This window comes from Streptomyces sp. GS7 (genome assembly GCF_009834125.1).
Classification (GTDB): Bacteria; Actinomycetota; Actinomycetes; order Streptomycetales; family Streptomycetaceae; genus Streptomyces.
In genome coordinates, this window is record NZ_CP047146.1 from 1,916,280 (window position 1) to 1,943,274 (window position 26,995).

General features: G+C 68.4%; 28 protein-coding genes. 9 read left to right on the top strand and 19 right to left on the bottom strand.

The features are described from left to right. The first annotated feature begins 30 nt into the window (after positions 1 to 30). From GR130_RS08120 to GR130_RS40370, 3 genes are all read left to right on the top strand, one after another. A complete protein-coding gene (locus GR130_RS08120; protein ID WP_159504080.1) occupies positions 31 to 1,302 on the top strand; it encodes an IS256 family transposase in 1,272 nt (423 codons plus the stop codon). A 421-nt stretch (positions 1,303 to 1,723) separates the two neighbouring features. Then, positions 1,724 to 2,368 carry a GNAT family N-acetyltransferase gene (locus tag GR130_RS41775; protein ID WP_159504081.1) on the top strand — a complete coding sequence of 215 codons (645 nt, stop codon included), beginning with the start codon at positions 1,724 to 1,726 and terminating at the stop codon, positions 2,366 to 2,368. A 361-nt stretch (positions 2,369 to 2,729) separates the two neighbouring features. After that, complete coding sequence (locus GR130_RS40370; RefSeq protein WP_236572936.1) at positions 2,730 to 2,954, top strand: DUF6355 family natural product biosynthesis protein; 225 nt, start codon at positions 2,730 to 2,732, stop codon at positions 2,952 to 2,954. Between the two features lie 345 nt (positions 2,955 to 3,299). Here the strand turns inward: GR130_RS40370 and GR130_RS08140 are convergent, their stop codons facing one another. The 4 genes from GR130_RS08140 to GR130_RS08155 all read right to left on the bottom strand — a co-directional run bounded on the left by GR130_RS08140 (position 3,300) and on the right by GR130_RS08155 (position 4,892). Further along, positions 3,300 to 3,629 (bottom strand): esterase, encoded by a 330-nt coding sequence (locus GR130_RS08140; protein WP_159504082.1) that lies wholly within the window; start codon positions 3,627 to 3,629, stop codon positions 3,300 to 3,302. Between the two features lie 91 nt (positions 3,630 to 3,720). After that, a complete protein-coding gene (locus GR130_RS08145; RefSeq protein ID WP_159504083.1) occupies positions 3,721 to 3,933 on the bottom strand; it encodes a hypothetical protein in 213 nt (70 codons plus the stop codon). 53 nt (positions 3,934 to 3,986) lie between these two features. Continuing rightward, positions 3,987 to 4,259, bottom strand: coding sequence for a hypothetical protein (locus GR130_RS08150; protein WP_159504084.1), 273 nt, complete (start codon positions 4,257 to 4,259; stop codon positions 3,987 to 3,989). Positions 4,260 to 4,679: 420 nt separating this feature from the next. Further along, on the bottom strand, positions 4,680 to 4,892 hold the full coding sequence (locus GR130_RS08155) for a hypothetical protein (RefSeq protein WP_236572937.1): 213 nt from the start codon (positions 4,890 to 4,892) through the stop codon (positions 4,680 to 4,682). Between the two features lie 218 nt (positions 4,893 to 5,110). On the opposite strand from GR130_RS08155, the gene GR130_RS08160 reads away from it, so the two are divergent. Beyond that, positions 5,111 to 5,383, top strand: coding sequence for a hypothetical protein (locus GR130_RS08160; RefSeq protein ID WP_159504085.1), 273 nt, complete (start codon positions 5,111 to 5,113; stop codon positions 5,381 to 5,383). A 1,331-nt stretch (positions 5,384 to 6,714) separates the two neighbouring features. Continuing rightward, a complete protein-coding gene (locus GR130_RS08170) occupies positions 6,715 to 7,515 on the top strand; it encodes a hypothetical protein (protein ID WP_159504086.1) in 801 nt (266 codons plus the stop codon). 984 nt (positions 7,516 to 8,499) lie between these two features. Here the strand turns inward: GR130_RS08170 and GR130_RS08180 are convergent. The 9 genes from GR130_RS08180 to GR130_RS08220 all read right to left on the bottom strand — a co-directional run bounded on the left by GR130_RS08180 (position 8,500) and on the right by GR130_RS08220 (position 16,325). Continuing rightward, a complete protein-coding gene (locus GR130_RS08180; RefSeq protein ID WP_159504087.1) occupies positions 8,500 to 8,844 on the bottom strand; it encodes a hypothetical protein in 345 nt (114 codons plus the stop codon). A 742-nt stretch (positions 8,845 to 9,586) separates the two neighbouring features. After that, positions 9,587 to 10,848, bottom strand: a protein-coding gene (locus GR130_RS08185) for an IS3 family transposase (protein ID WP_443043583.1) whose coding sequence is annotated in 2 segments (ribosomal slippage) — positions 9,587 to 10,584 and positions 10,584 to 10,848 — 1,263 coding nt in all. Because the reading frame shifts where the segments join, the coding sequence is not laid out codon by codon here. A 374-nt stretch (positions 10,849 to 11,222) separates the two neighbouring features. Further along, on the bottom strand, positions 11,223 to 12,167 hold the full coding sequence (locus tag GR130_RS08190; protein WP_159504088.1) for a DUF317 domain-containing protein: 945 nt from the start codon (positions 12,165 to 12,167) through the stop codon (positions 11,223 to 11,225). A 121-nt stretch (positions 12,168 to 12,288) separates the two neighbouring features. Next, on the bottom strand, positions 12,289 to 13,131 hold the full coding sequence (locus GR130_RS08195) for a winged helix-turn-helix transcriptional regulator (protein ID WP_159504089.1): 843 nt from the start codon (positions 13,129 to 13,131) through the stop codon (positions 12,289 to 12,291). A gap of 56 nt (positions 13,132 to 13,187) precedes the next feature. Next, a complete protein-coding gene (locus GR130_RS08200; RefSeq protein ID WP_159504090.1) occupies positions 13,188 to 13,730 on the bottom strand; it encodes a hypothetical protein in 543 nt (180 codons plus the stop codon). Positions 13,731 to 13,751: 21 nt separating this feature from the next. Continuing rightward, positions 13,752 to 14,585, bottom strand: a complete 834-nt coding sequence (locus tag GR130_RS08205) for a hypothetical protein (RefSeq protein ID WP_159504091.1) — start codon at positions 14,583 to 14,585, stop codon at positions 13,752 to 13,754. Beyond that, on the bottom strand, positions 14,582 to 15,250 hold the full coding sequence (locus GR130_RS08210) for a hypothetical protein (RefSeq protein WP_159504092.1): 669 nt from the start codon (positions 15,248 to 15,250) through the stop codon (positions 14,582 to 14,584). The genes GR130_RS08205 and GR130_RS08210 overlap by 4 nt, the downstream gene beginning before the upstream one ends. Further along, entirely contained in the window at positions 15,247 to 15,723 is a 477-nt protein-coding gene (locus GR130_RS08215) for a hypothetical protein (protein ID WP_159504093.1), read from the bottom strand. Before GR130_RS08215 ends, GR130_RS08210 begins: the two co-directional genes overlap by 4 nt. Beyond that, complete coding sequence (locus GR130_RS08220) at positions 15,720 to 16,325, bottom strand: DUF4913 domain-containing protein (protein ID WP_159504094.1); 606 nt, start codon at positions 16,323 to 16,325, stop codon at positions 15,720 to 15,722. The genes GR130_RS08215 and GR130_RS08220 overlap by 4 nt, the downstream gene beginning before the upstream one ends. Before the next feature lie 435 nt (positions 16,326 to 16,760). Between GR130_RS08220 and GR130_RS08225 the strand changes: the two genes are divergently transcribed. Then, positions 16,761 to 17,927, top strand: coding sequence for a tyrosine-type recombinase/integrase (locus GR130_RS08225; protein WP_236572938.1), 1,167 nt, complete (start codon positions 16,761 to 16,763; stop codon positions 17,925 to 17,927). Continuing rightward, entirely contained in the window at positions 17,924 to 19,471 is a 1,548-nt protein-coding gene (locus GR130_RS08230; protein ID WP_159504095.1) for a hypothetical protein, read from the top strand. The genes GR130_RS08225 and GR130_RS08230 overlap by 4 nt, the downstream gene beginning before the upstream one ends. On the opposite strand, the gene GR130_RS08235 is transcribed toward GR130_RS08230, so the two are convergent. Then, positions 19,468 to 20,286 carry an IS5 family transposase gene (locus GR130_RS08235; protein ID WP_159503645.1) on the bottom strand — a complete coding sequence of 273 codons (819 nt, stop codon included), beginning with the start codon at positions 20,284 to 20,286 and terminating at the stop codon, positions 19,468 to 19,470. The genes GR130_RS08230 and GR130_RS08235 overlap by 4 nt on opposite strands. A gap of 196 nt (positions 20,287 to 20,482) precedes the next feature. Here GR130_RS08235 and GR130_RS08240 point away from each other — a divergent pair, with 196 nt between their 5' ends. Then, positions 20,483 to 21,292 (top strand): hypothetical protein, encoded by an 810-nt coding sequence (locus GR130_RS08240; RefSeq protein ID WP_201304832.1) that lies wholly within the window; start codon positions 20,483 to 20,485, stop codon positions 21,290 to 21,292. A gap of 7 nt (positions 21,293 to 21,299) precedes the next feature. Further along, positions 21,300 to 21,836 carry a DUF6262 family protein gene (locus GR130_RS08245; RefSeq protein ID WP_159504096.1) on the top strand — a complete coding sequence of 179 codons (537 nt, stop codon included), beginning with the start codon at positions 21,300 to 21,302 and terminating at the stop codon, positions 21,834 to 21,836. Between the two features lie 744 nt (positions 21,837 to 22,580). Here GR130_RS08245 and GR130_RS08250 read toward each other — a convergent pair. The 5 genes from GR130_RS08250 to GR130_RS08270 form a co-directional block, all read right to left on the bottom strand. Further along, positions 22,581 to 22,865: a hypothetical protein gene (locus tag GR130_RS08250; protein ID WP_159504097.1), complete on the bottom strand. Its 285-nt coding sequence runs from the start codon at positions 22,863 to 22,865 to the stop codon at positions 22,581 to 22,583. A 305-nt stretch (positions 22,866 to 23,170) separates the two neighbouring features. Further along, positions 23,171 to 23,752 carry a hypothetical protein gene (locus tag GR130_RS08255; protein WP_159504098.1) on the bottom strand — a complete coding sequence of 194 codons (582 nt, stop codon included), beginning with the start codon at positions 23,750 to 23,752 and terminating at the stop codon, positions 23,171 to 23,173. A gap of 55 nt (positions 23,753 to 23,807) precedes the next feature. Continuing rightward, positions 23,808 to 24,980, bottom strand: coding sequence for a DnaB-like helicase N-terminal domain-containing protein (locus GR130_RS08260; protein WP_159504099.1), 1,173 nt, complete (start codon positions 24,978 to 24,980; stop codon positions 23,808 to 23,810). Continuing rightward, positions 24,977 to 25,207: a hypothetical protein gene (locus GR130_RS08265; RefSeq protein ID WP_159504100.1), complete on the bottom strand. Its 231-nt coding sequence runs from the start codon at positions 25,205 to 25,207 to the stop codon at positions 24,977 to 24,979. The genes GR130_RS08260 and GR130_RS08265 overlap by 4 nt, the downstream gene beginning before the upstream one ends. After that, positions 25,204 to 26,991 (bottom strand): type IV secretory system conjugative DNA transfer family protein, encoded by a 1,788-nt coding sequence (locus GR130_RS08270; protein WP_201304833.1) that lies wholly within the window; start codon positions 26,989 to 26,991, stop codon positions 25,204 to 25,206. Before GR130_RS08270 ends, GR130_RS08265 begins: the two co-directional genes overlap by 4 nt. Positions 26,992 to 26,995 lie beyond the last annotated feature (4 nt).

The following is a 26,995-nucleotide window of genomic DNA, read 5'->3' on the forward strand; positions in this document are numbered from 1 at the left end:
CTGGGCTTTGACCAGCCGGGACGGACGGACATGAACGACAACGAGATCCCGGCCGTTGAACCGGTCGAGGACAAGCTCGTGGATGAGGTCGTCGACCGGCTGATGGACCGCGTCGACGCTTCGGGGGCTGCCCTGCTGGGTGAAGGCGGGCTGCTGACGGAGGTGACCCGGGCCGTGCTGGAGCGGGCCCTGGACGCGGAGATGACCGACCACCTCGGATACGAGAAGCACGATCGGGCGGGCCGCGGCTCGGGCAACAGCCGCAACGGCACCTCGCCGAAGACGGTGCTGACCGATGCCGGGGCGGTCACGCTGGCCGTTCCCAGGGACCGTGACGGGTCCTTCGAACCGCAGCTGGTACCCAAGCACGCCAGGCGGCTGGCAGGCTTCAACGAGCAGGTCCTGTCGCTGTACGCGCGCGGTATGTCGGTGCGTGACATCCGCTCGCACCTGGCCGGCATGTACGGCGTCGAGGTCTCACCGGACCTGATCAGCAAGGTCACCGACGCCGTCACCGACGAGCTCGACGCATGGCAGAACAGACCGCTGGACGCCCTCTGGCCGATCATCTACATCGACGCGCTCTGGGTGAAGATCCGCTCCGGCTCCGTAGCCTCCCGACCGGTCTACCTGGCCGTCGGCGTGGACATGGACGGCTGCAAGGACGTGCTCGGCCTGTGGGCCGGCGACGAGGGCGAAGGCGCCACGACCTGGATGACCGTGCTGTCCGAGCTCCGCAACCGCGGGGTCGAGGACGTGTGCATCGTCGCCTGCGACGGACTCAAGGGCCTGCCCGACGCGGTCACCGCAACCTGGCCCAAAGCCACCGTTCAGACGTGTGTGATCCACTTGATCCGTGCCTCGCTGAGGTTCGCCTCCAAGCAGCACCACGCAAAGCTCGTAACGGAGTTGAAGGCCATCTACACAGCGCCGACCGAGCAAGCCGCCGAGCAGGCCCTCGCCGACTTCGCCGCAGGCGAGCTGGGCCAGCGGTATCCCGCAATCGTGCGGACCTGGCAGACCGCATGGAGCGAATTCACCCCCTACCTCGCCTTCCCGCCGGAGATAAGGAAGGTCGTCTACTCAACGAACCTGATCGAGTCGATCAACGCACGGCTACGGAAAGCCACCCGCAACCGCGGACACTTCCCCTCCGAGCAGGCCGCGTTGAAGGTGCTCTACCTCGCCGTCCGCGAGCAGATCACCCCCAGAGCGCGCGATGTCAACCACGTCGCGGCACACTGGAAGAAGGCACTCAACCAGTTCTCACTCTTCTTCGAGAACCGGCTCAACACCAAGTGAAAAACGAGGACTTACACAAAGTTCCGTACACGCCCCCCGGGCCAGGACTGCTGCTTACTGACTTGGCGTTTCAAGGTGACGGCGGTGGGAGATCGAGGGAAAGTCTGGTGCCGGTGAGGAGCCGTCGAGGACGTCAGCGCGGTAGTGCAGTCGCTTGCGCCGCCAGCCGTGCTCAGCGAGGAATGAATCCGAGGTGTCCTTGCCCGGAGCTGGCGGCGCCCGCGACCCCGATCATCGGCGCTTTGGACGCTGGTTGCGAACGGCAATCTGGTCAGCCCCACAGGCGGCTGGGCGTGCCGCCGCGGCCGCGAGGTCGTTCACGTGGTGTAAGCGTGTGGAAAATCCACCTTGCCATGGGCATGGGTCGACGCGGTCGGTGGCAGCAATTCTTGTACGGCCCGAGAAGGAGGCTTTGAAGCCTATGCCATCGCTGATCCCGCCGGTGGTTCATCCCGGCAGCCTCAGTACCTCAGCTCAACCGACTCTCGCAGCGGGTGACCTGGTCTTGCGCCCGTGGGAACTGAAGGATGTTCCCGTCGTCCGTATGGCTTTTGCTGATGAAGAGGTTCGGAGGTGGACCCTGCTTTCGGGGAATTCGGACGATGACGCGCGCGCATGGATCAACAGGTGGGTGAAGTCCTGGCAGGACGAAACCGCGATCGGCTGGGCCGTGGTACCGCCCAGCGGAGTGCCGGTAGGCCACATCGCCTTGCAGCAGCTCAACCTCCCGCGTGGCACCGGACGTACTACCTGCTGGTTGCTGCGGAGTGGCCGCGGCCACGGCTGGGGCCATCGTGCTCGGCAAAGGGTGACCCGTTGGGCCTTTGATGACGTCGGCCTGCATCGTCTCGCCCTTGCACATTCGACTGCCAACGAAGCGTCGTGCAGGTCTGCGTTGAAGGCTGGGTTTGCGGCAGAAGGCGTTCGTCGCAGTGCCGAACTCCACCTTGACGGCTGGCACGACATGCACGAACACGGGTGTGTTCAGGGCGATCTGACAAACGCAGACACGTCTCATGGCAGTGGCCGACACCAAAGTGATTCTGACCTCGGTGATTCAAGGTGATGGTGGCGGGAGGTCGAGGGAATCCCCAGGCACTCACCTGACGGGCCGCCCTCGGCCGCCTCTGATCACCGGTTCCGGGACCACGAGTGTCGGTGACGACGAACCGGCTTCGAAGGTGCCGGTCCGCGAAGGGCGATCCTTCGTTCGAGGGGTTTAGCTCTCCAACGCTTTTCCGGGGCAAGTAGTGTCCAATAGTGGTAGCGGTATGACTTTCCTGAGGGCAAGACACTGCACAGCAGCTGCCGTCACAGCGGCGCTGGCCATCGGCGGTCTGGCATCGGCGCCGGCCTCGGCCAGCCCGAGAGCCGCCGTAGCCCCCGTCGTCCAGACGTTTCCCGAGGCCAGCAAGAGGACCTACATCTTGGGTTGCGGCTGGAACGAGAGCAGAGGTGGTGAACGGGCCTACTACGAGCACTGCGCCACCAACACCAATGTGTGGATCCAGGTCAAGCGGTGGCCCCGGTCCGACTACCACCGCTGCGTGGGACCCGGGCGCACCAACCTGGACCTTGACGCCACCGGCGCCTGGTACGACAGCACTTACCGAGGCGGACTCTGCTCCCACCCGGGGGACACCGGACCCTGACCGGGGCGCCGACCGTCACGGTCGGCGCCTGGCCGCTTGTCCTCTGCGGAGGGGACAAGCGGCCAGGTGGGTCACACAGAGCAGTCATGGCCGCCACGTCTTCTGCTGTCCGCCAACGGGGGAATCCCGCTGTCCACCCACAAGGCTGCCCCGGCTCTTTCGGCTGCGGGCGGCGCGGACACGGATGCCCAGGTGGGCCGCGACCTCCGGAAACCCCCAGAGCTGCTGGTCGTCGGCCATCGTGTCCTCCTCGTCCGTCGGTGATGAGCGGACGCAACGCGCGGTTGGGGCGTACGGCAAGGCCGCCCCTGCCTGATCGGCGCGGGGCGGCCTTCTGCGGTTCGGTCAGACCTGGACGAGGCGATTCGAGAGGTCGAGGGCGGCGGTCGCGACCGCGAGAGCGGCGCACAGGCCCAGTACCTCGTGGACGGTCGGGCGGACCAGGCTTGGCCAGTCGTCCGGGGCGGCAGGCCAGGAGGCGAGGTGTACCTCGGTGGTGGCCAGGCCCAGGTGAGCGGTGACGTTCCAGCCTGCGAGGGAGGCGGGCTCCCAGTGAAGGCGAACGCGGCCAAGGGGGAGTCTCGGGGTTTCGGCGGCGAGCCAGGTGACGTCGAGCGGTCCGTCGGGCAGGGCAGAGACGCGCTCAACCAGTACACCGCGCACGTTGCTCGGCATGGGGTGTGTGGCGAGGCCGTGTAGCGGAAGGAAGTGTGAAGGGTGGGATGGCGACGAGATAGGGGCCTCCGGGGTGTATCGGTGGGATGGGTCAGGTCCAGGCGAGGGCGTCGCTGACCGCCACCGGGAGGTAGTCCTCTTGGCCGTCGTCGGCGATGAACGCCTTGCCGTCCCGGACGACAACCTCGGCCCCCACGTAGTGGGTGAAGGGGAAGTCGGGGTTGATAGCGAGGCGGATCGGCAGGTTGGGGTCAAGGGCCTGGAGCTGGCGGAGCAGGTGGCCGACGGTCAGGTTGCGGGGCACAGGAACCTCCGGGGAGCAGGACAGTGTGGGAAGGGCGGCGGAACGTCAGCACGTCAGCGCATGTTGAAGGGGGGTACGTCGCGGAGCACGGGCGAGGCGGAGACGCTGGCGGGCCGGTGCTGCGCGAGGCGCCGCTTGCGGCACTCGTTGACGTAGCCCTTGCCGGAATGCCTCATCTCCCAATCGCCGCACGAGCAGATGGCCTGCGTGAATTCGCGCCCAGGGCAGTCGGGATGGAGCGGCTTGCCGGACCTGGTGTGCTTGTGGTCCGCCGGGCAGTCGGAGCCATCGGCGTGGTGCTTGGTGAGTGGAGCGCGAAACGACATGGTGAATTCCTCGTGGGTAGGGGAGGCAACCGGTTCACTGGGTGCGGCAGGCATTGGGGGAGCGCGGTCATTCAGCGAAGTCGCGCTGCCACCTGAGTTGTTCGGCTCGATGGGCGGGACGGCGGCGGACGTGCTTGGGGCGGCGGCCGTACTGATGGGGCAGGTGAAAGCAGGTGCAGCGTCGGGCGTAGGTGCACTTGCGGCGATGCCATGGCGGGGGCGAGAGCATGCGCACGGTGGGAATCTCCTGGTTGGTCGGTCCTGTCCGGAGCAGGCGGTGTGGCGGCGCGGTTAGCGGTGGGCGACGAGGGCGGCGATGAATCCGGCGACGGCCTCGGCGGGGGTTTAGAGGCTGAACTCCTGGACCCGCGGGTTGCCTTCGGTCGGCTGTACACGGATCTGCCAGACGATGTCGCGCTTCTAGGCGGCGGTGTCCTCGGGGAGCCGGCCGACGTAGACATGGCCGTCCGGGCTCGTCGCGTGGACGTTGGCCTCCGGGGTGTCGACGATTGCCCAGCCGAGGGCGTCGAGGAGGTCGAGAACCGGGCCCGCGCAGTGGTCGGAGGAGAGCCAGCGACGGTCTTCCATGGCCGGGTGGACGATGGCGGGCAGGAGGGTGGCGGAGGCGTTCACGGTGGGACGTTCCCTTCGTTGACCTGCAGTTTTCCCAACACCCGTACGTTGACATGCGGCGTGCCGAAGTGCGTAGTCCTTTCCCGCGAAGCGACGTCTGCCGTGGGCGAACTGGTGGCTGTCGGGAGACAGTTCACGGTCTGGGAATGGATCGGCGGACGCGGATGTCCTAGGTGGGTTGCGGCAACGGGCCGCACGGGACCGAAGGGGGAGTAGGGATGGAGTCGAGCAGACACTGGGACGGGGCCGGGTTGGAGCGCAAGATCCGTGCTGCCGGGCGGCCATGGACGGTGGGCGACATTGCGATGGTCGCCGACGGCCAGTGGGCTGTCGGTGCGCAGTCCGACGAGCGGATGGACGAGGGATCGGCGATGGAGGGCCGGATCGCGGATGGGTGTCGCGTTGAGCTGACGTTGGAGGAGTTGGCCCGCGCGGTGCGTTCCCGCATCGGAGACGCCCACCACGACGAGGGCGACACCGGCCTCGACTGACCGCTTGGCGGCGTGGCCCCGGTCCGGCCACCGACGGGCCGACAGTGGGGAAGGAGCGGGCTGATCGGGCGCCTGGCCCAGAGCGCGTGGCGCGTGCCCGGAGCGGGCGACAGCGGCCTGGGCCAGCCGGACTGCTGGGGCCCGCTCCGCGGTCGCGGAGGCGGCACGCGCTTCGATGACATGGCTGATGGCCTGCAATGAAGTACGGCTCTCCGCTTGGGCGACGCGAAGGTCCGCCGCTGAGCTGGTGATCCGTTCCAGGTCGTAGAAGGCCGGCACATGGCCGGGCCGGGTGAGGGCGTGCAGACGGTCCTGGTGCACTGCCACGGCGTTGTCGGTGATGACCAAGGTCGAACGGATGCGCATGGCTGAGCGCAGGAGCGGGTCGTCGCAGGGGCGACGGACTGCGAGGGATTCCAGAGCTTCGATAGGTGTGACTGACGTTCTTGCTGGCCAGTGTGCGTTGTACTTGGCCAGTTGAGTGTCGGGAGACCTCAACGACGGCTGGGGTAGCCACGGTTGGCGTGGCGGAGTCGATAGGCGGGCCCGGCGCGAGTTGCTGCCGGGCCCGGCCGTGACCGCTACTGAACGTGGCTGGCGTTTGTCGGGAGTGGCTTCGTCGTGATGTCGAGCTGTCGGTGAAGATCTTCTCGAAGCTGGCTGTCGGAGGGCGTCGATCTGGGTTTCGGGTGATGGTTGCGGGTGGAGACCCGCGCGACGCCGATTTTCGAGCCGACTGCGGCCTGCCCTTCGGAACACGTCCGGACCCTGGAGACGGCACACCCAACCGCGGCCACCCCCAGAGGAGCACAACCACCGAGACTCCCGGCACCAACAGTGTCGCGCACCGTCGGCCGGAAGCGGAGAAAACGCCCCGGACAGACTCTTGGCCGGCTCCGCTCCTTCAGGGGTGACCTGGGGAAGTTCCCCAATTCGCCCTCAGCCGCAGGCTCGAAAGGGGGCCGGCCGGAGTGCGGGGGAAACGTGCCCCTGCCAGCGAGGAGTGGGGGCCGGATAGGTGATATCTATCCCCAGATAGACGCTTGGACGCACAGTCCCGCCTTCCGACGGGCATGCTTTTGGCATGTGCCAAGGTGCAGAGCCGGCCTGACGTCAGCGCTGACATAGGGGGCCGGCCGGAATACGGTCGGAACTGGCTACCGTAGTAAATGCATGCATCTGATTCTTGAGTCAACGGCACGTTTCCGCCGCGTTCCGGCTGGCCACCTATACGGCCTTATGCGCGGCGTCCCGGAACCGATCGGGTCACGCGCCAAACCACCAGGCCAGCCGGTCTGTCGCACATCCCAACACACCGGAAAGCAGGGACCATGAACGACATCAACCACATCGCCAACGGCCTCAAAAAGCCCTTCGGTGTAGCGTTGGAAGGCGACTACCTCTACGTCACAATGTGGGGCAGCGGCGGGACCGCAGGCTCGGTGGTGAGGGTGAACAAGAAGGACGTAAAGTCAGAACCCGTCACCATCGCCACCGGCCTCGACATGCCCTGTGATGTGACTGTGGATCGAGAGTACCTCTACATCGCGGTAGACGCGGACAAGGACCGCTCGGTGGTGAGGGTGAAAAAGGACGGGACGGACCCCACGCACAACAAAACCATCGCCGGCAGGCTCACTTGCCCCGGAGGTGTGGCGGTGGATGACGAGTACCTCTACCTCACCAACCTGGATAGCAAAATTCCGCCGCCGCCCCACGACTCGGTGATGAAGGTGAAAAAGGACGGGTCGGAACCCACGCACCACACCATCATCACCGATACCGACCTCAATCGACCCTCCGCTTTGGTGATGGACGGCGAGTACCTCTACTTCACCAACTTGGAGGGCGGGTCGGTGGATAGGGTGAAAAAGGACGGGTCGGCACGCGCCAACATTGCCGGCGGTCTCAACACGCCCTGCAGTGTGGCGAAGGACCGCGAGTACCTCTACATCGTGCAGGAGGAGGACGGCTCGGTGGTGAGGGTGAACAAGAACGGATCGCCAGCCCCCGTCACCGTCGCCACTGGCCTCAAGGATCCCCTCGGTGTGGCGGTGGATGGCGACGACCTCTACATCATCAGTCGGGGCACCAACTCGGTAGTGAAGGTGCGAATGAGGGTGCCTGCGTAGGTCGCGTCCGCGGAGCGGTGGAAAAGGGCTCGACGCGGAAGTTCCGTGGGGTTGATGTTGAGCGGCTTCTTCGAGTGCCGCTGCGATCTCTCTCAACGGGTGTCTTGAGCGTCGGGGTTGGTGGTTTGAGCGGAGCGTGGCGGAGGTTTGACAGGGGGCGCAGGGCGGCGGGTGTCACGGCGAAGCGGTGCCACCCGCGTGAGGCCCGGTCGAGGACCGCCCACGGCCGCTACGGCGTCGACTGCCCCGAGACACCTACTTCGAGTGCGAACGCCCCATCGTCCACGCCATCCGCCATCAGCTCGTAGAGCACCTGGCAGGCCGTGGTTCAGGACGACGTCGTCTTGGACCACGGCCTGTGGCTCCAGGCGGACCGCGAGGCATGGAAGAAACTGGTCGAGGCCGCCGGCGGCCGGTGGCGGCTGGTTCTACCTGCCGGTCGCCCGGGACGAGCTGCTGCGGAGCCTGGCCGACCGGAACCGGCGCGAGGATGCCAACGCCCTCACCGTGACAGCCTGCGCCGGCAGCCTGGTTGTCGGTGACCGCCGCTGACGTCCGCGACGAGGTCATGGCCAGGGATCTCCTGTGGCGCCTGCGGCTCACGCATCCCCAAGTCACCCAGATCAGGTCGGACTCCGCCTACGCCCGTAATCTGCTGCCCGAATGGACCGCAGGCCAACTGCGGTTATCCCGGCGGCCCGTTCTACGGCCCCGGGGCAGCAAAGGCTTCATCGTCCAGAACCCGCCGCTGGAAAGTCGAACGGTCCATCGGCTGGATCATGAACGCCCGACGCAACGTGCGCGACTATGAACGCCTTCCCCAGCACTCCGAAGCCCACCTGAACTGGACACTGATCACCATCATGATCCGGCGCCTGTCCCAGGGAAGTCGGCCCCGCGCCGACAGCTGGGACAGGAAACGGCACTCACGCCCATGACGCACACCGTCAACGCCCTGCGGTGCCGCCGGCTGCATCATCGCTGTCAGACGACAACGATGGTCGTGTCACCCCAGCCCCAACTCCCCGCGATCGTACCGCCCCAGGCGCCGGCCCTCAGGTGCACCTTCCCGTCACCCGAATTGGACAAAATACCGCTCTCCCTGAAACGGACTCCTCCCTCGGTGGGGCAAGGTGCCTGGATCGTTTTCCAGGATTCACGGCTGCTGGCGTACTCCAGGGCCATGTACTGCTCGACGCCGGAGGAGAGGTGGCAATCGCCCATCAACAACCCTTCGATCGTGTAGTGGTCACCGTCGTCGCTCTTGGCAGTCACGACAGCTGTTACGTGATAGCTGTTATAGGGCCGGGCGCCGTAGTCGTATTTCACGGTGGCTTTGGCTGTGGCTGCGGAAGCAGGGGCCGACGCAAACCCCACCGTCACAGCCAACGCCGTAACCGCGCAGGCCACCACACGCGGCCACGCACGGCCGGTCCTGCCTCTGAGGGTGGTCCGAGTCGTCGTTGCCGCAGCGCATACCTTCCGTACCATCACTGCCTCCCCTTCAGTCGTATGCCCGCTGCTGGAGCGTGTGCAACGGGGCCCTGCCGTAGCCGGCGCCCCGTGGTGACCGGATCCCCGGCTAAGCGGTGGCGCCCCGTCAGAGCACCCCACCAGGGCCATCGATGAGAGCGCCCAGCTCAGGGCTCAGATCGCCCACCACCTGGCCAGTCCCGGGCAGATCATTACTGACGACATGCGTCAGACTGGAAAGCCCCAGATCTCCGGGATCCGCGTACGCCGACCCGGCCGGTGCGACGACCAGCAGAACACACGCTGCGGCCAGCAGCCCGAAACGTTTGAACACGGCACCCCCGCAGGCTCATTGCCCCAGTCCGTCCATGTGCTGAGGCCGGTACGAGGCTGTCCCGCAAAGCCGCTTTTACGCTAAGCGCCAGAACAACTACACCAAGAGGTGATGAGTGGAACTGGCGTCCGCGTAGTTTTCGTGCGTCCGGACTCACCCTCCCGCGCCCGGACCAGCCCGAGGTGAAGGACACAGACCGATAGACCAGTGCCCCGCCAGGCGCGATGAGCTGCCCCGAGTTTCGTAGAGTCCGTTGTTGATGGTTCAGGCGGACTGCGGGACCTGCTCCTGGCTCCGCCAGTAGTCCTGCTCGTATTCGGCAGGCGGTACGTAGTCGAGGGCGGAGTGGAGTCGTTCCTCGTTGTACCACGTGACCCACTGGAAGATTGCCCGCTCGACCTGGTCGAAGCCGGTCCAGGGGCCCTGCATCTCGATCAGCTCGGCCTTGAAGGTGCCGTTCAGTGCCTCGGCCATCGCGTTGTCGTACGAGTCCGCGACGGAGCCGACGGACGCGGAGGCGCCGATGTCGGCGAGCCGGTCGGTGTAGCGAATGGATACGTATTGGGTGGATTCAACCGGTCGTCGCAACACCTGATCACGCCGGTGTTGCGACGACCGGTTGAGACCAGGTTGCGACCCGCGGTCGCTGTGATGAATGAGGCCGGAGTCCTTCTTGATCCTCCGTCTCCACAGGGCCATCTCAAGTGCGTCCAGTGGGAGTTCGGTCCGCATGTGGTTCGCGACCTGCCAGCCGACGATCATCCGGGAGTACACGTCCAGAACGAACGCCACGTATGTCCAGCCCGACCACGTCCTCACATAGGTCATGTCCGCGACCCACAACTGATCGGGCCGGCTCGCGGTGAAGTCGCGGTCGACCAGGTCCGGCGGGCGGGGCGCCGACGGCTCCGGAACCGTGGTGCGGCGCCGCCGGCCACGGATGACGCCTTCCAGGCCCAGCTCGGCCATCAGGCGCTCGACGGTGCAGCGGGCCACATCCACGCCCTTGCGCCGAAGCGCGCGGGTGATCCGGCGGGCGCCATACGTGCCGCCCGACTCCGCGTGGATCCCCTCGATCAGTGGCATCAGCTGTGCGTCACGGAGCCAACGGGCCGACTTCGGCCGCTTCTTGCGGGCGAAGTACGTCGAGGGTGACAGCTGAAGCACCCGGCAGACGGGATCGACCCCGAGGTCTTTGTCACGCAGGTGGTCTATCACCTGCTCGGCCTCGTCCGGGGACGGTCGATCTCCTGGGCAAAAAACACCGAGGCGGCTTTGAGGATCTCGTTCGCTCGCCTCAACTCCGCTACTTGTTTGCGGAGTTGCCTGAGCTCGTCCTGCTCGGCGCTGGTCAGCCGGTCATCGCGCTCGCCGCGGTCGGCCTCGGCCTGGCGGACCCAGCCGCGAAGGGCCTCTTTGTGGATGCCCAGGTCCTTCGCGACATGGGCAATGGGGCGGCCGGTGGCGCGGACCTCACGGATCGCGCGCTCGCGGAGCTCGTCGGGGTATTTACGGGGTGCTGCCATGGTGCGGGTGGTTCTCCTTTGCCAGGACCGTAACCCTGGCTTCAGGAACTCCACAAATCTCAGTACAGCTCACGACTCCCCTCGACGCCCACGATTCAGTACCGGCCACAACACCCTCTTCGGCACACCCGCCGGGAGGGAAGTAGACGCCAAACAGCACCTGGCAGCGTCACCCGCTCGGCGAAGGGCTATCCGACACGTTCTGACGCTCAACTGGCCAAGTGCAACGCTCAGTCACAATAGGGCGGCTCTAGGCTTTCTCGATCATGGCTGTGGCTTGGTCGAGCGCAGTGGTGTCGGGCATGGCGGAACTCCTGGCATTCGGAGATGGTGCTTCGGGCAGAGGGGATGCCCCGGAAGGCTCGGAGCCGGGGTTAGCGGCTACGGCGTGGGGTCGACGGGCTGGTCAGCGGCCTAGCGCCGAGAGCGGGTGCGGGATTGCTCGACCGCCTCTGTGCCGAAGCCGCCGTGCGGCTGCGGGCGGCCATGACCCGGAGGTCGGCGGCTGTCTGCGGGAAACGTGTGGCCCGTTGGACGGCCTGGGTGACAGCGGTGCGGCGCACGTCGAGTGGGGTCGGAGCCCGAGGAACCTGGGGGACGGTCGGGCCGACAGGAGTGAGCGTGACCAGTTTCTCCACCTTGCGATCGAGCTGGTGCCGCTCACGCATCACCGGGGCTGGATCGGTCATGGCGGCTGCCGTCGCGGCGATCAGGTGGGAGGGAGTGCGGGCTGTGAAGACCGCCTCTGAGCGGGTGCCCCAGCCCGGTGGACCGGCCCACAGCGTGACGGTTTCGTCGTCCCAGCCGGACAGGCGGTTGTCGATCAGGACGCCTGCTTGTCCGTCAGGGGCCATGATCTCGACGGTGCCGCGCTCGGCCCCGCCGTCGCGGGTCCAGCCGGCATCGGTCAGTGGCCGGACGGCGTCAGCCCAGTTCAACGATGGGTCCGCCAGATAGCGACCGTTGCCGTCGTAGGCGTCGGCTTCGGCGTAGTCGTGGGCCAGAGCGGTGGTGAGACCGGCGACGATCTCGGCCGGGGTGACATGGTTGAAGGTCGCCGTCCAGCTGGGTGCGGAGACGGCGTCCCCGGCTGCGGTGATCTTCCACAGCTCGAAGTCGTCACCGAACCAGCCGATACGAATCCTCTGGTCGGGCGAGGTGACGAGGAGCTGGCAGGGGCCCTTGTCGAGGTAGTGGTGCGGCCAGTGAGCGACGGGGGCGAATCCGGCGTCGCCGGTCCCGTTGGAGCCGGCCAGGTACATGGGGCTGACCAGTACCTCTTGGAAGGGATGCTGGTCGTAGGGCTGCTGGGTGTTCATGGTCGAGGCTCCGAGCGCGTAGGAGGGGAACGCGCCCGCGTGCGCAGCGGAACAGGCTGCTCGGCGGCACGCGGGCGCCATGGCGATGGGGAGACGCGGCTGGCTCTCAGTGCCACGCGGATCACCGGCCCCGAGAGGAGGCCGACTGGGCGGTGACGGCCGCCGGCACCCGCGGTTGTGGCTGGGGTGCGTGGCTGAAGAGGGCGCTCGGCGCGGCGGTGCTCCGGCACAGGGCCGCTGTGGTTCGGATGCCGTCCGACGCCAGCGAGACGCCGGTGTGGGTACGGGTGGCCGACGCGACGGGGACCGGGGGCGCCGAGTGCTCCCGCGCGGCAACGGGATTACTCCAGTGCTCGACGGCTGCGTAGACGGGGCCCAGCGCCCGCCCCGCGTCGGTCAGAACGTAGGGGTCGCCGTGGCGCGGCCCGGTACGGGCGACCAGGCCATCGGTCTGAAGCCGGTTGAGCCGCTGCCGGGTGAAGCTGTTGTCCAGGCCGGCCTCCTCGGCGATGTGGACGAACCGCATGGGGCCGCCCGCGTCGAGAACCTGGATCACGGCGGTCGAATGCCGCAGGTGCAGACGGCGCACAGCGTCCTCGACGCGTTCGGCACCGGCTACCTGGCCGAGCGACAGGTTGGTCTGGGACCAGTCCGAAAGGGCACGGTGCACCCGAGACAGTGATTCGCCGGATGCGCTGAGCTGGTACGGAGCCCCGTGGCGATCGTGGGCTCGGGTGACCAGCCCATCAGAGTGCATCTGGGCCAGCCGCTTCCCGATGAACTGCTCGCTGACGAAGGGGAGCCTGGCGGCAACGTCACACACACGCATGGGGCGGCCCTGCTGCGCCAGGGTCTGCGCCGACCAGGTGGTCCATTTCGGTGCTATAAGGGAAAGCGCGCCCTCGACGCGCTGGGCATCGACCGAGCCGATGGAGGTGACGGAGGGCTGCACGGTGGTGGGCATGGGACGAACTCCGTTGGATACAAGGGGGTTTGCGGATATGCGGTGAGGCCGAGAGGTCAGCGGGAGGCACTCTCCGCTCGGAGCCTCTGGAGCACCGCGCCAAGGCGGCGGTTGCTGACGCGGATGCCGCGGTCGCGCAGGCCCCGACGCAACGCCTCGCGGTTGAGGCGCTGCAGGCCGGCGGCGACCTCGCGGGCGATGGCCAAAAGGTCCTGATTGTCAGGTGCAGGAACCGCTCGATGGGCCGAGGGCCGCTGAGTTGAAGGGCGGTCCAGCAGGAGGCGGACATCCAGCAGGTCCCAGACCGCTTCCGCCTCGGTCTGCTCCTGGCGTTCGAGGTCGACGACTTCGGTTGCGTACCGCACCACGAGATCGTTGAGGGCGTGTTCGCCGGATCGGCACCGCTGCCAGGCCGCATCGAGGTTGCGGCGGGCGGATCGGGCATTGGCGCCGGTCTGGGTGAGGCCGCCGAGCCGGCGCAGCAGGATCGGCAGGACAGGGTCGTCGGAGCGACCGGAGGCATTGCCCTGCCGCAGTTCCTCCAAAGGACGGCCGTACCGGTGCTCGACAAGGCGGCGGGTGTAGATCGCGGTGGACATGGGGTTTTCCTTCCTCGGGGTTCAGCGGGTGCGGGAGGGCTTCGCAGCCGTGCCGACGTGGGAAGCGGCAGCGCTGTTGGTGACTCCCGGAGTCGGGCCGGGCTGGCTGCGGCTGAGGGCAGCGGAAACGCGTGGTGCAGTCGGTCGCCTGTCCTGGAGGGCTGCCTCGCCTTGCGGTGTGAGCGACAGGAGTTGTCCAGGGCGGTACGAGGACGTGCTGGTGTCCTTCTCCAGCAGCCCGTCCGCGAGCAGCCGCTCGGTGGTCTCGGCCAGCGCCTTCGGCCGAATACCGGATCCGTCGGAGAGCCACGTGTAGCCGTAGACCGCGCTCTGGTGGAATCGCAGGTCGCCTGCCTCGACTGCCTCGACTGCTTCGAGAGCGGCGAATTGGCGAGCGTCAGCGATGGTCCAGTCGCCGTCCTGCTCCGGGGCCTGCTCCGGGGCCAGGTCCACGCTTTGGCGCGGTTCCTTCGAGGTCGGAGCGGCGTCGGACTCGGGTAGGAGGCGGCGGTAGTTGGACACGGCCTGGTTCAGTTGCTCGTAGGCCGCACCCCGGCGGGCGACGAGCAACTCGATCTGCGGGCCAGTGGCGCGCAGGATCCCGTACCAGCCGCGCATGCTGGTGTGTTCGCCGCGCCTGATGGGTTCCAGAACCTCGATCGCGGACTTGGCGGCGCGGGTCAGTTCGCCGTGCAGCTCGTCGACATCGCGGGCGGCCTCGGCGACCATCCTCCCGACGAGGTTGCGCGGGTCGCGTAGCGGGCGGTTGTCGGTCAGCGCCCAGGGGTCCTCGACGCCGAACTCCTCGGCGACCAAGTGCGCGCCGGGCCGCTTGGCCGGGTCGTGGGGATTCACTCTGCCGTCTCCATCCGGGCCAGCAGGGAGCGCACCAGGGTGGGCAGGCTGTCGGGGCCGTCGCCGATCCAGACGTGGTCGGTCGCCTCGCCGAGGACGTAGGCGGCGTCTTCGAGTAGGCCGCTGGAGATTTCCATGCAGGCGTCGGTGATCCGCGAGGCAGCAAGGAGGGACTGTGAGAGGACCTCGACGTAGTCGCCGGGGGTGAGGCCGGCGGCCTCGGCGGCGGTGCGGATCGCGGCCAGTTCCAGCGCGCTGAACGCGAAGTCGAACTCGCTGTCAGGCTCGGTCGGTGTGGGTGCGGTGAAGGCCGGGTCCTGCGGCTCGGTGGGGATGCCGACTCGCGTGTAGATCTGGTCCACGGCGGCGGTCAGCTCTGCGAGGGACTCGGTGAGCCAGCCGAGTGCGGAGGCGTACGACGCCAGGGTGAACAGACCGGCGGGGGTGGCGGGGAGCGGCTCTTCGAGGACGAATCCTTCGAGTCGGTCGTTCAGCTCGCAGACCACCCGGGGGCCTGCCGAGAGCGCGCCGAGAACGGGATGCAGGTACGAGCGGCTGGGGGAAGTGGGGTACTCAGTGGTCAGGACGCCGGAGACGCTCTGCGCGGCGTCGGCGAGCAGTCCGGCCAGTTCGGCGCGGGCCATGGGGGTGCGGTCGGCGGTCATCGCAGGGGGGCCTTTCGAGAGACTGATGCGGTGGGGCGGGCTGCCGCAGGTGCGGCGGCCGGGAGGGACGCTGTCTGGTCGACCGCGTAGGGAGAGCGGGATCGGGCTGCCTGCACGCGCGCCTCGGCCGCCGAATCTGCTTCGATGTCCTGGCGGGGGCCGGTGCGGAGATGGGCCGCGCGGTAGACCGCGTAGTCCTTCCGAGTGCCGGCGGCAACGAGGTAGATCTCGCGCTTGTGGGTAGAGGTCGGCGGGGCCGGGCGGAACTGGATGACCATCCGGTAGGAAACGGCCGGGTCGACGTAGACTTTGTGGTAGCCCGCGAGGGGGCCCTTCAGGGGCAGGCAGTCGTCGCTGCCGTGGACCAGGTTCTGCAGTTCCAGCAGCGCCAGGTCGCGTATGTCGTCCGGGAGTTCGCGCAGGTCCGCGATGGCGTCAGGGTGCGCGGCGAAGGCGAAGCGTGCGCGGTTCACATCGACCTCCGAACGTTCGGCTGCTGGGCCGGCTCGGGCGCGGGGGTGGCCAGCACGCGATGGTTGGGCCGGGTCGGGCTGGTCGTGCACGCGGCGAAGGGGCCATCGGGAGCACGGAGGTGGGCCAGTGCCTGGTCGAGGTGGTCGCGATGCCACGTCGAAGGACCGGACAGGCCGGCCTCGGTATCAGTGAGCTGCTGCCATGCGAGCCAGAGTGCGTGCAGCCGGGCAACGGCCTCGGGGTGCTCGTGCCACTGTGCGCACCACGGTCGGGTGGTGCTGATCTCCCGTCCGTAGACGGGCAGGAACAGGTAGTTCACCCAGCGGCTGAGGGCGGCCAGTTCGACGGCGTATGACACGCCTCCCAAGGCGAGGATGAACACCGAGGTCGGGCCGTCGGCCTTGTCGGCGTCTGTAGCCTCTGCGGCGGGAATGTCGCTGGTGGACTGAGAGGCGGAGTCGGTCTCGGAACCGAGGCGGTCGAGGATGACACCGTGCTGACGTACCTCCGCCATGGTCTTGGCGAGGGTGCTTGCGAGAGCGTCGAGATCGCCGTCTGCTACGCGGAACGGCTCGGGGGTGGCCTTGCTGGGGTCGGGCATAGCGGATCCAAAGGAGTGAGCGAGCAGGGTGGGGGCGAGGTGCGGCGCGCTCTTCTGGAGTTCACGGCGGTGCTCCGTTCGCAAGTGGGCATGAGTAAGAGGATGCGGAGATTCTGCGATTTGGTACGGCCGGAGAAAGGTGGTAGTGGAGCCTTACGGCGCGGTGCAGCGGGGGCGGTGAGGGGAGGGTGGAGCCAGCAACTGCACGGCTCGGGCAGCCTGTTGGGGGACCACGCCGTTGCCGAGTGCAGTGAGTTGAGCCGGTCGGCCAAGCCCTGGAGTGGCGGTCACCCAGCCAGCGGGAAGGCCCTTTCGTCGGGGTGCTGGGGGTGGCGTGCACTGTCGCGTTGAGGATGGTCCGTCCGTGTGCACTACAGGTTCTGTCGGTGCGTCGGGCATGTCGTGCTTGGGCTTGGTGTGAGTTCGTAGTGCTTCGTGAGCGATGTGGTGGAGGGGTTCCGGTCGTTTCCGGTGCGGCTGCCGGCCGGGGTGACCTACTGGACGGTGGTCGATGGCGGGCTTGAGCCGGTGGCTGCGGCTGACGAGTTCTTGATCAATGCCCGGTTGGGTCGGGATCTGGCGGAGTCCACGACGCGTGCGTATGCGACGTCGATCGCGTTGTACTTGCGGTGGTGCGCGCGAATCGGGATGGGCTGGCCGCAGGCGACGGTTCGGCTGGGCAGGTTCGTGCACTGGTTGCAGCACGATGCTGGCGGCGGAGAGAACCTGGTTGTGCTGGACCGCCCCGTTCGTGGTGCCCGGCGGGTGAACTGTGTACTTTCCGCGGTACGGGAGTTCATCCGGTTCGCGGTCTCGACGGGGTTGGCGGAGCCGACGGCGTTGGAGCCGCTCTACGACCTGGTTCCGGACTGGGATCTGCCGCTGGAGTTGCGCGGGGAGGGGCAGGCCCGGTGGCGGTCTCGGGCTCGCCACCGGCTGCGGGAGGCCGAGTCGCTGGTGGACGCGGCGTCGCCGGAGGAGATCCTGGGGTTGCTGCGGGTGTGCCGGAACGCCCGGGACCGGTTCATCATTGTGGCGATGTGGCGGATGGGTTTGCGTCGGGGCGAGTTGACCGGGATCCGCCGCGAGGATGTCCACTTCGTCGCGGATGCCTCGCGGTTGGGCTGCGGCATCGCCGGGGCTCACCTGCATGTCCGGCGCCGGGAGAATGTGAACGGGGCCGCGGCCAAGTCACGTCGGCATCGGCCGATTCCGGCGGACTGGTTGGTGGTGCAGGCTTACGACCGGTTCATGGCCGAGCGTGATGTCTGCCGGCCGGCCCAGGGGTGTGACTTCCTGCTGGTGAACCTGTTCCGAGCGCCGCTGGGGGCGCCGATGCGCCCGCAGGCGTTGAACGAGCTGCTGGAGGCGCTTTCGCGGCGGGCTGAGCTGGAGCGCGGGATTCATCCGCACATGGCCCGCCACGCATTCGGTTCGGGCGTGGTGGCCGCCGGTGCGACCTTGGACGAGTTCAAGGAGCTCATGGGTCATGCCTCGTTCACCTCCGGCGAGCCGTATTTGCATCCCGATCCGCGGCGATTGCGGGCAGCGGTGGAGGGCGTGCCGCTGCCCCGTGAGATCCCGGGCGAGGTGGACTGGTGAGTGCGACTGCCCTTCGCGCCCTGCCGGTTGATCCTCAGCAGGAGGACCTGGGCCGGCTGCGTGCCCGCCTGCGTCCGGATTTCCTGGTCCGCGCGGGCTGGGACGAGGCGACCGGCGTGCTCACACCCGACCGGCGCGACCTGCTGCTGGGCCTGGAGGACTGTCCGGTGGCGGACTGCATGGCCCCGCTGCCGAGACGGTCCGCGAAGCTGTGTGACCGGTGCGCGAGGCGGTTTAAGTCCGCCCGGGTGCCATGGGAGGAGTTCCTGCGGCTGCCGGGTGGCGGCCCAGGGTTCGGGGACCGGGCCTGCGCGGTCACCAGATGCCCGCGGCCCGGCCAGGGCCAGGAGGCGTTGTGTCGCACCCACACCTGGCAGCGCAAACAGCGGGCCGACCTGATGGTGGAACAGTGGGTGGCCCTGCCGGGGGTGGGCCCGCTGAGCGATCTGGGCCAGTGCCGGGCCGCTGCCTGCGTCCGGCGCGCCAGCGCTGTCGACCTCGGGTTGTGTCACGCGCACCATTCCCGCTGGAACAAGCAGCGCAGAACCCTGGTTCTGACCGTCGAGGACTTCGACGACTGGCTCGCACGGCAGACCAGCGTGGCGGTGGGACAGGTCAACATCCTCACGCCGCTTCCCGAACGGGTCAGGTTCGAGGTCCTGCTCGCCCTGCAACAGCGCACCGACCTGGGCCTGCGGACGTTTCCGACCGCCCTGCGTCACCTGATCAACCTCCTGCACTCGCGCAGAGCCGCTTCGCTGCTGGACCTGACCGACGTCCCCAGCACCAGCATCCGCACCGACGCCGGCGCCCTGCTGCGATCGCTGACCAAGGAGCTGTACTGCCAACTGTCCAGCCCGGCCGTGGAATCCCGCCGTGACCGGTGGAATCTGCAGGTCTTCGGCCTGCCCGGCACCCTGGACTTCACGCCGATCCGCCAGCGCTGGCTGCGCGAGACCGTCAAGGAATGGACGGTCGAGGACCTGCCCCTGCGCTACGGCAAACAGCAGGCCAGCCAGCCCCGCCAGGTGATCAGCGCGATCACCCTTCTCTCGGAGAGCCTGCACCTGAGCGCCTCCGAGGGCGGTGAGGTGCAGGCGTTGCTGGGCCGCTCGGACATCGTGACGTTCTGCAACCGAATGGCTCACGCCGAGCGCACGGGGCAGATGACCCTGGACAGCCGGATCCGGCTGATCCGGCTGGCCCGCCGGCTCCTCGACGAGGCCCGCCAGCTGGGTCTCACCCGCGCCGGCGGCCCGGCCGCTGGGCTGCCGGGTGACTTCAGCCTGCGGCGCGGAGACGTCCCCGTCGAGCCCGACAGGGACAAGGCCGGAAGAGACCTTCCCCCGCACATCATTCGTGCCATCAGTGCCAACCTCCACGTCCTGGAGGAGCGTTGCGGTGTCGCTGAGCGGCGGATTACCGAGATCCTGATCGACACCGGGCGCCGCCCGGACGAAGTCTGCGCGCTGCCCTGGGACTGCCTGGTTCACGACAGCACAGGCCAGCCGGTCCTGATCTACACCGACTTTAAGGATTCCTAGCAAAATGAGGTTTTCAGGCGTCGCCAGCAGATGATGCTGCAGCCGAGGATGAGGAAAGCTTCGTGGAGGTCTTCTCTGATCTCCCAGCGGATGCGCAGGCGCCGGAACCAGTGCAGGAGGGCGAAGGCTGCTTCGGCGACCCATCGGTGAATGCCCAGACCGGAGCCGTGCTGGGTGCCGCGGCGGGCGATGAGGGGGCGGATGCCCACCTCGCGCAGTTCGCGGCGGTAGGTGTCGGAGTCGTAGGCGCGGTCGGCGAACAGAGCGTCGGGGCGCTTTCGGGGGCGCCCCCGCTTGCCTTTGACGGCCGGTATGGCGTGGACCAGCGGCATGAGCTGGGTGACGTCGTGGCGGTTTCCGCCTGTGAGCGTGGCCGCCAGCGGGATGCCGTGCGCTTCGGTGATCACGTGGTGCTTGCTGCCTGTCTTTCCCCGATCCACCGGTGAGGGCCCGGTCTTCGCGCCGCCCTTCATCGCCCGCAGATGGGAGCCGTCGACCGCGGCCCGGGAGAAGTCCAGCAGCCCGGCCGCACGTAGCTCGGCCAGCAGCAGTTCGTGAAGAGCCTGCCACACCCCGGCCTGATGCCAGTCGCGCAGCCTGCGCCAGCACGTGCTGCCCGAGCCGTATCCCAGCTCCTGGGGCAGGAACTCCCAAGGGATGCCGGTGTACAGCACGAACAGGATCCCGCTCAGCACCCGCCGGTCATCGAGCCGTTTGCGACCCGGATACCTCACGCGGCGCTCAATCACCGGCAGCAGCCCGGCAATCCGCTCCCACAACCCGTCCTCGACTTCCCACGGCCTCCGCTGCACCATGCCCAACGCCCCCACCACAACACCAGACAGAGGCACAACACCGGCTGACGGCCTGTCATTCCAAGGCAGTACAGCTCATTTTGCTAGGAGTCCTAAGAACAACCGGCCCGGCCGGCGCCTGCCGATCCCGAACGACACCGCGCAGGTCATTGCGGCGCAGAAGAAGGGCACCACAGCCCAGTTCCCCGACACCCCGGTGGACCAGCTGGTCCTGTTCCCGAGAGACGCCGGCACCCGGGACGGTACCAAGCCGATCGGCGCAGACGCCTACAGCAACGCCCACCGGATCTTCGTGGACACCATCGCCCACCTGCTGATCGACCACGACGGCCTGCCCTTCAACCCGGCCGCCGTCTTCCCCTACGCCTACCGGCACTCCTACGCGCAGCGTCACGCCGACGCTGGTGTCCCGCCCGATGTGCTTCGGGACTTGATGTCTCACCGCAGTCTGCGGACCACGGCCGGGTACTACCGGGTGTCCTCCCAGCGGTTGCGTTCAGCGGTCGACAAGGTTGCCCGGCACCAGTTCGACGGAGCCGGCAACCGGGTCTTCCAGCAGGCCGCGGCGCTGCTCGTCGACGACCGGGCCCGCATCGCCGTCGGCCAGGTCGCCGTCCCCTTCGGCATGTGCACCGAGCCGAGCAACGTCAAGGCCGGCGGGCAGGCATGCCCATTCAAATACACCTGCATCGGCTGCGGCCACTTCCGCAGCGACCCCTCCTACCTGCCCGAGCTCAAGTCCTACCTGCAGCAACTTCTCGCCGACCGTGAACGCATCTCCGCTGCGGCCGAGTTGACCGACTGGGCACGCGCCGCGCTGATGCCACCCAGCGAGCAGATCGACCAGCTCCGTGCGCTCATCCGCCGCATCGAGACCGATCTCGACCGGCTCAGCGACGCCGACCGCGAGCAGATCCAGCAGGCGATCACCGCCCTGCGAGGGGCTCGTCAGCGCGTGGACCTGGGCATGCCCACCATCCGCACACCCCGCACCCCGGCCGAGTGAGGACGCGATGACGAATCCACACCCGCTGGTGGCGGCCCGCCGCGCGGACACCGACCGGCGCCGCAGCCGGGTCCAGCAAGCCCTCGCCGAACTGGCCGAAGATCCCGGGCAGATCAGTATCTCCTCCGTCGCCGCCCGAGCGGGCGTCCACCGCTCGTTTCTGCACCGGCACCAGGACCTCCACGCCGCCGTCCTCGCTGCCCAGCAGGCCATTCCTGCCCCTCGCGCGCAGTCTGCGACCACCAGCGCGGCCTCGCTCCGCGTGGACAACGCCAACCTCGCTGAGCGCAACCGCCGCCTCCAGCAGCACATCCACGTCCTCGAAGACCGGCTCTCCGATCTCCTCGGCGAGCAGGCTCACCAGCGCAGCGGGCTCGGCGCACCCCCGGCCACCGCCGTGATCGAGCAACAGCTCGAAGAACTCCGCCAGCACAACCTGGACCTGCAACGCACTCTTGAGGAACGCGATGAGGAACTCGGGGCCATCCGCGAGGCATACCGCCGCCTCATGGCCGACAGAAACCGCGACCCGTCGCGATGCTGACGTGTCGCGCACTTCCCCGTCTGCAACACCTGTCGCGCACGCCACGACGGACGAACGTGCACGTCAACGGGTCCTTCCACTGACGAGATCCCGATAGAAAGGCCCTGCATCCACTCCACGAAGTCGGCGCGCAGGCGTCCGGCCTCGTCGGTGGGCGCCGGTGCGGGACGGGTGAGCGTCTCCCATCGGGCGATGGCGGATTCGTACGCTCCCCATCGCCCGTCGGGCCCCCGGCTCCCGGGTCCGCTTCCGCCCACAGCGGCAGGACCACCGCCGACAGAGGTGGGCGCCAGCTCTTGCCTGGATGGCGGACCGGAGTGCTGGTGTCGCTCGCCCTCGGGGTGGGCAGCGACGAGGCCGCTGCGCTCGGTAGCGTTATATCCCCGTTGCCGTGCCGCTGGTTCGGCGAGCCCTTGTTGCACACTTCGGAGTCGGCAGCAGCCGCCGTTCTTGCCGATGTTGCTGGTCGGGGTCTTGAGCAGCGTATTCGGCGAGCCAGGCGAGGAATGCCCGCTCGCGACGGTGCGGTGCTCCGACGTCGGAGGCGCGAAGCATGCTGATCACCGACGAAGACCGCAGCGTCAGCACGGATGAAGCCGCCGTCGCCCGCCTCGCCGCCACGGTGCCCGAAGGCATCCTGAGCGACGTCCAGGCATGGATCAGCGTCCTGCGCGGGCGAGGGCCAGCGGCTCCCCGACTCGTCGTTTCGCATCAGACGGCCGTGGCCACCCGACGCTCGCGCTCTCAGCCGTTGCCCACCACGTCATCGCAGGCGGTGCAGACCTGGCGCGCGTACTTCGGGGTGTACCACGAGGAACCGGGATTTTCCGAAGGCTTCCACGAGGCCGTTTCCATGGCGAACGTGTCCTTGCCGCAGAAGGTCCGTGGACCAGGGACTGAGGTCATTCCAGGGGCGGCAGGCGCCGCATGCACTCGGTGGACAGGTCGTCCGTCGCCGCGTGACAAGCCCCCGGAGTTGTGGACCGTCACCGGCTTGTCGAGCTCATACACAACGACAATCTCGCTCATACCTCGACGGTAGGCCGCTACGAGACGACCCGCCGACCTCGACGCAGGATGGGGAGTGTCGAGGTTGGGGTTGAGTCACGGCGTGCCCCTACGCAAACGACGTACGCAGGACACCTATGCCATCGACACGTCCAGCCCCTGGACCTACCGGCCAGCGCCGGGCCGGGATGCGTGAGGCATCGGGGTTGATCTCGGCATGCCAGGTCACGGTGCCGCCGAGGGCGGTCTGGACCCCGAGGTCCAGACCGCCGTATCCCGAGCAGAGCGAGCCGATCAACGGCGCTCGCACAGCGGAGGTCTCCATGTCACCGGCCCCGTACCGCTCGGTCCGAGGGTGCAGCCGATGTCGAGACGCCGGCAGTTGGCGGCCCCGGAGCGGGTGCGGCGGTCGTGGACTGGCTTCGGGCAGCCTGGAGCCGCATGGGCGGAGACGAGACCGTTGCCGATGCGGCGTGCAGGGAGTTGGCCGCGTCGTGCAGTGACGCGTCGGCGCTCGCGAGCGCTTCCTCTATCACCCGCAGGGCGGCCTGTCGGGCATCCCCAGCGTCCGGCTGATCGCGAAGGTGCTCGGTCTGGCTCAGGAAGGCGAGCTGGTGGGCAACCGCCCCCAGGGCGGAAGCCGCTTCGTCTGCGGGCGCGATGGCAGCGGCGAAGCTGGTGATCACCCGGGCCGTGTGTGGTGCCTGATCCTGGCCAGCGGCGCGAAACAGGATCTCGTTGCCCAAGTCGGTCATCGGCTTGCCGAGTTCGGATATCTGGCGTGCGACGGTGACGGCGCCGGGTGAGCGCTGGGGGTCATCGGGTACCGGCAGTTTGCGGCGCTGGGCGTCGAAGGTGGAGGCCGTGGCGCGCAGGGCCAAGGCATCGGAGATAGGAGTGTTGTCCACGGTGTGTTCCAGAGGTGAGGTCGGTCGGATGGCTTGGGTTGGCGGGGAGGGTGAGTCAGCCGTGGGTGCGCGAGGGAGGCCGTGCGCCTGATGGCTTGGAGGCAGGGAATGGGCGTTCCGGTGGCTGGGAGGCCGGTCGTGGAGTGCTGCGGGCGAGGGCGGCGTGGACTCGTGCCATCGGGGGTTCCTCGGTCGGCGGCGCGGGGGCCGGCGACGGCGGCGCGGGGTGGCCGTTCGCGGCCTGCCAGCGGGTGCGCACGTCGTCGAGTGGACCGAGCGCATGCAGCGCGTGGCTGATGAGCTGCCCCGGAGCCAAGGTCTCGTTCTCGGCCAGCGCGCGGATGGCGCGGGCGGAGGCTGCAGCGGTGCGGGTGACGGAGGAGCGCATGACCTGTTCGCCGAGCCACTTGGCGCTGCCGGGGCCGATGCCGTCGCAGATGGCGGTGAGCTGCTCGGCGGACAGCGTGCCGTCGGCCAGCACACCGCGACGCTGGGCCTCCCACAGCACGGTGATCCGGTCGATGGGCTCGCCCCGGTGGTGCAGTGCGCCGAGGCAGCGGTAGAGCTGGCCGTGGGCGGGGTCGGCGAAGTCGCCCGGCCGCAGCCAGCCGACCACTTCGTCCATGGCCTTCGGCCGCTCGACCAGTACCGCCAGCAGGAACCGCCCGTCCTCATCGGCCTGGTCTGCCCGGACCGGTGGCGGCGCGACAGGGGCAGCGGCCGGTGGCGTGGCAGGCGCGACTGGGCGCGGCTCGAACCCCCAACGCCGTGCGAGATCGCCGAGCACCCCGGTCAGGACGTCCGCATAGTGCAGCGCTCCCTCCACCTCGCCCTGCAGGGCGTCGGCGCGGGCGGCCTGGTGAAGACGGATCGCGTGCTCGGTCACACTGCGGTGGATCGCGCCCTCCAGCACCATGCGCCCGTACACCGGGGCATGCCTGGGGCGCGGGCAGGCCGAGATCAGGGTGTGCGCGTAGGCCGCGGTCAGGCCCCGGACGTGGAGGCTGGCCTCGTCGACCGCGTCGGTCACCCATGACAGCGGCACGGAATCCTCGGCTGCCAACGCGGGATGGCCATCGGTCCGGAGCTTGCGCAGCGCGGCGAACAGCGCCTGGTGGTGAGGCCGGTAGAAGTGGTCCGGCGCGAGCCAGTCGAGGTGCGCGAGCTGACCGGGGTCGAGCAGCACCGAGCCGAGCACCGCCTGCTCGGCGCCCAGCAGCGGGTTCATCGCTGACCCCCGCAGCCGGGAGCCGGGGGCTCGTCCTGCCGGACACGGAGGTCAGCGATGGCCTGGTCGGCGGCGGCCACCGCTGCGGCGAAGCCGTCCAGGGCGCCGGTGAACGTGGGGTCGGTGGCGAGAATCGAACCGGCACCGCTGACCAGCCACCACCGGCCGTCGCGCCGAACGACCGGTGAACCCACAAGACGCCCGGATCGCGGCGTGGGTGCGCTCATGCCGACAGCCCGAAGTCGTCGCGGCCAAGGGACTTGGCGATGGCCCGCTCGGTGATGGCCTTCGTCGCGCGGACCGAGGCCGGGCCGACCATCTTGGCGGAGGGATCCTTGTACCAGGGCCGGAGGTCGAGCATGGCCACCCGGATGCCGGTGGCGAGCAGCAGCGCCTTCCCCTTGGGGAGCGCGCGGATCGCGTCCGGCGGCAGGATCCGCTCGGTACGCATGCTCACCGAAGTGGACTTTGCGCCGTCGCTGGTCGACACCGATGTGGTCTGCACGTCGTGGTCACCGATCTGCCTGCTCAGACGGTCGGCGAAGTCCGCGTCATCGATCCCGGACCCGATCAGCTTGATCGTGGCGGCGGAGAACAGGGAGTCCATGCCTGCCTGGCCCCAGACCCGGACGCCCTGCTGGTAGGACTGCAGGATCGTGATTGGGATGACCCCGCGGGACCCGAGATGCGAGTACAGGTCGGGGAGATCGCTGATCTTGCAGACGTTGGCGGCCTCGTCGAGGACGCACAGGGCGGGCGGGTCGAGTCGCCCGCCGGAGCGCTCGGCGACGACCACGGCCGCGCGCATCACGGCATCGGCTGCTGCGGCGATGATCGCCGACGCCGAGCCGCCGCCGTCCTTGCTGAGGAGGTACAGCGTGTCGCGGGAGGTGGCGAACGCGGAGGGTTTGAACTCGGGAAGGTGCTTGCTGGGGGTGACCCAGGCGGCGACGTCCGGGTCGAGCAGGCAGCTCGCGTACTGCCGCGCGGTCTCATAGATGCCGTCCCGCGTTTCGGTGGCCCCGCTGACGGTGCCCTGGAGCTGGGCGGCGACCGCGTCGTGGCCGGCGTCGGTGAGCAGGTCGACGGGAGTGCGGTCAGCGGGGGAGGCGAGCCAGGCCAGGACGTCGGTGATGGGGCGTCGGTGACTGGCGGCAGCGAGGAACAGCGCGCCGAGCGTGTTGCTCGCGGCGGTGGACCAGAAGTCGGAGCCGTTCGACTCGTCCACGCTGGCGGCGACGAAGTGTCCGGCAAGGCGTTTCGCCCCGGCGAGGTCGCGGGCGTCGGCCAGGATGTCCCACCACATCTCGCGCGGGTGGTGGGCGATCTGCTGCGGGTCGAGGGTCCAGATCGTGCCTATCTCGGCGCGGGCGTCCACCGTCGCGGTGTAGGCGTCGTTCGCCGCCTTGTTCGAGGTCAGCAAGACCGGGCCGGGAGCCGCGAGGATCGCGGGGATCGCCAGTGCGGAGGTCTTGCCGGAGCGCGGGGCCATGATTGCGACGATCACGTCCTCCCAGGAGGCGCGGACCTTGGTCCGGCCCCGGGAGAGGGTGCCGACGAGGATCCCGCGGTCGGTCGGGGCGACCTGGTTCGGCTTCAGATCGGACAGGCTCGGCCGCAGGCTCCTGGCCTTGTCGGTGATCTGCTTGTCCAGCAGCGGAGCGAGATCCGCCTTGCTGGCGAGGCCGTTCTTCGCGCCGCCGCGCAGCCGCATCCAGAGAACGAGGCTGGCGATGGTGAGACAGACGGAGAGCAGGCCGGGGGCGATCCGCATGCCGACCAGCAGTGCTGTGGGGCTCAGGTGCGGCCAGAGCACGTCGGGGTGAAGCAGCGCGTCGGTGGCCCTGAAGGACACCCAGGGGCCGGTACCGACCAGGGTGTTGGTGAGGTTGCCGGTCAGCCAGGCCAGGGAAGCGAAGACGAGGGCGATGCCGAGGATGGCGATGAGGAGGTAGAGGAGCGCGTCGGACCCGGTCGTGGTCGAGGGCGCGCTGGTACGCGGTGCGGGCATGGTT